Source organism: Acinetobacter sp. YH12049, assembly GCF_013419875.1.
Taxonomy (GTDB): Bacteria; Pseudomonadota; Gammaproteobacteria; order Pseudomonadales; family Moraxellaceae; genus Acinetobacter; species Acinetobacter amyesii.
On sequence record NZ_VOZH01000098.1, the window covers coordinates 1 to 2,046 of the forward strand.

Sequence of the window (2,046 nt, forward strand, 5' to 3'; positions counted from 1 at the left end):
GTACCAGCGTACGGCCCACAGAATGATGTCACGCTGAAAATGCCGGCCTTTGAATGGGTTCATGTGCAGCTCCATCAGCAAAAGGGGATGATAAGTTTATCACCACCGACTATTTGCAACAGTGCCACATTTTCTATCTTCGATGAGTTACGAGTTAGAATTCAAAGAAAAAACTCTGAAGAATTTTGACAAATTTAGTTGTAATAAGAGTGATTGTAAATAAATAATCTATTGTGCTTAAGCTAATTTCTTTTCTACATTTACAACTTTAAGTTAGCGAAGATCTGTTGAACTGAGTCCTGAAAATGTGAATAGGCTTGCTGCCATGATATTTGTTTGTCCCCGAACACCATAGGAACAACAAAATTATTAAACCTGGCTTTATAGAGTGGATTACGACTTAATTCATTTAAACCAAATAACAATTCAGCAATCGGGTCTTCAACCATAAGAGTATGCTGACGACCATAACGCTCAATATCAGTTTTTATAACTTTAGTAGCTAAGTGCCCTAAATAAACAAAATCTTGTGGTTTACCATAGGTAATTTTAAAGTAGTCATACACATGTCGAACTAATGATTCATCATCAGCTCTTTCAGCATTTCTAGCAAAGGCCGCTGTACGCCTTAAAATTGCTATCAGCTTCTCGATACTGGTACTGACAATTGTGACGGAGGGAAAAGCATCGACTGGCTTCCCTTTCTTAGCCAAGTCATACACAAACGAGGTGATACTTCTAGATTCAAAAGGCTCAAGTAAGTCTGTTTCAACTAATTCCAATTTAATGAATGGTCGTAAACAGGGAGCTTGGTTGAAATGCTGAGGATATCGAATTAATAATTCCATATAACGATATTCATCCCAGACAACTGGTTCCTCTTCAATTGTAAAGAAATCAGATTGAGAGATTTTGTCTTGTACTTGATGAAGCAATTGTTTACGTACAACTTTAGCTTTAGAGCGACTTAATGCAATATTTGGTTTTGGAACTATTTTAATGTCCACATCTTCAGACATCCGATTTAACTGAATATTTGCTTTAGCTAAAGAAGTTCCACCAGCAAAAACCAAGTCATGCGTTTCAAATTCTAGAGACTGTAATAGTCTCAATAACTCGACAACATAGTAATCTTTTTCAACAATAGAAGTTGCACCAATACCAAGTGCATCAGCGACATCTGCAAACACATTTTTTATATCAGGCATTAATTTGGCTACGACCTACAGACAATTGGCGTGTAAAACGACGCGGGGTTTTAATTTGAGTAAAGGCTGGAATCTGGGTGGATTGACCAGATAAATATTTTTCCGTAGCCTCTCCTAACGTAACCTGCACATCCAATCTTTTTAATGCCTCTAAGATCACTGCATCCGCGCCTTCTGGACAGGCTGGCATTACTTTGCCGGTAATTTGATTTTTTCTTGCTTTGGTATAAATACCATAACCAACTTTAATTAGCTCACCTTCTTGAACTAAGTTTCGCAGAACTCTTCCAATTTGGTCATAATTCGCAATGTCATTAAAATCATCACGCATAAAAACATAACGTTTTGAGCGTTTGATGCGCATTTGCATTTTCGCTTTAGTTGTCATCGCATCTCCCTTATACATCAGTTTTCACATACCTTTAAACTAGCAAAAATACGACATTTTGTCGAGCAAAAATACGACATTATACTAGATGAGACTGTAGATAAATTACTCAGGAAGACAACTTTGTCTGATCTGACAGTTCTTGGTTGAGTTGCAGAATTCTATTACTCTATTACATTAAACAGCTGTAGATAACTACTTATGATCCAGAATTGGTTATCAAGCACCCTGATTACATAATAATCATAAGTTATACAACTTACACAATTTATGTGTCAGGAACCTGTCCACTTATGTACCTCTAAACACGTACGTGTTTTTATGGCACTGTTGCAAAGTTAGCGATGAGGCAGCCTTTTGTCTTATTCAAAGGCCTTACGTTTCAAAAACTCTGCTTACCAGGCGCATTTCGCCCAGGGGATCACCATAATAAAATGCTGAGGCCTGGCC

General features: G+C 37.3%; 3 protein-coding genes and 1 pseudogene. 1 reads left to right on the forward strand and 3 read right to left on the reverse strand.

Annotation, left to right across the window (positions count from 1 at the left end):
• The coding region (locus tag FTU05_RS18150) for a hypothetical protein (protein ID WP_373684859.1) at positions 1–189 on the forward strand (189 nt) is incomplete at its 5' end.
• A gap of 71 nt (positions 190–260) precedes the next feature.
• On the opposite strand, the gene FTU05_RS17550 is transcribed toward FTU05_RS18150, so the two are convergent.
• The 3 genes and pseudogenes from FTU05_RS17550 to FTU05_RS17560 form a co-directional block, all read right to left on the reverse strand.
• Complete coding sequence (locus tag FTU05_RS17550; protein WP_120376155.1) at positions 261–1,208, reverse strand: nucleotidyl transferase AbiEii/AbiGii toxin family protein; 948 nt, start codon at positions 1,206–1,208, stop codon at positions 261–263.
• A complete protein-coding gene (locus FTU05_RS17555; RefSeq protein WP_120376154.1) occupies positions 1,201–1,596 on the reverse strand; it encodes a DUF6088 family protein in 396 nt (131 codons plus the stop codon). The genes FTU05_RS17550 and FTU05_RS17555 overlap by 8 nt, the downstream gene beginning before the upstream one ends.
• Before the next feature lie 375 nt (positions 1,597–1,971).
• Positions 1,972–2,046 (reverse strand): annotated as a pseudogene (locus FTU05_RS17560) (IS6 family transposase); the annotation flags it as partial.